1 protein-coding gene is annotated in these 267 nt (G+C 64.0%); it reads right to left on the reverse strand.

The genetic code is table 11. The features are described 5' to 3' along the window. A partial coding sequence (locus tag ACZ3GY_RS24125; protein WP_465912285.1) for a site-specific integrase occupies positions 1 to 267 on the reverse strand: 267 nt, incomplete at both ends.

The following is a 267-nucleotide window of genomic DNA, read 5'->3' on the forward strand; positions in this document are numbered from 1 at the left end:
GCCTGTGATGGCGGCGGTCTCCGCATCCGTGCAACCGGCTTCGAGCAAGAATACGACCGCCGACTTGCGCAAGCCGTGGAAAACCAGGCGACGGTCGCGCAGCCGCGAGAAAACGGATCGGTTGAGTTCCGCCGACCAGGACGCTTTGAAGCCATCGACGGTCCAGGGCGAGCCGCGACTAGATCGCAAGATGGGCAGGCGAAGCGTGGTGAGGTCAACAATCGGGTCGGCCAGCGCCTCTTGTGTGCGCTGCTGGAGCGTTTGGAG

This window comes from Pseudomonas sp. PME37.24/006 (assembly GCF_055556635.1).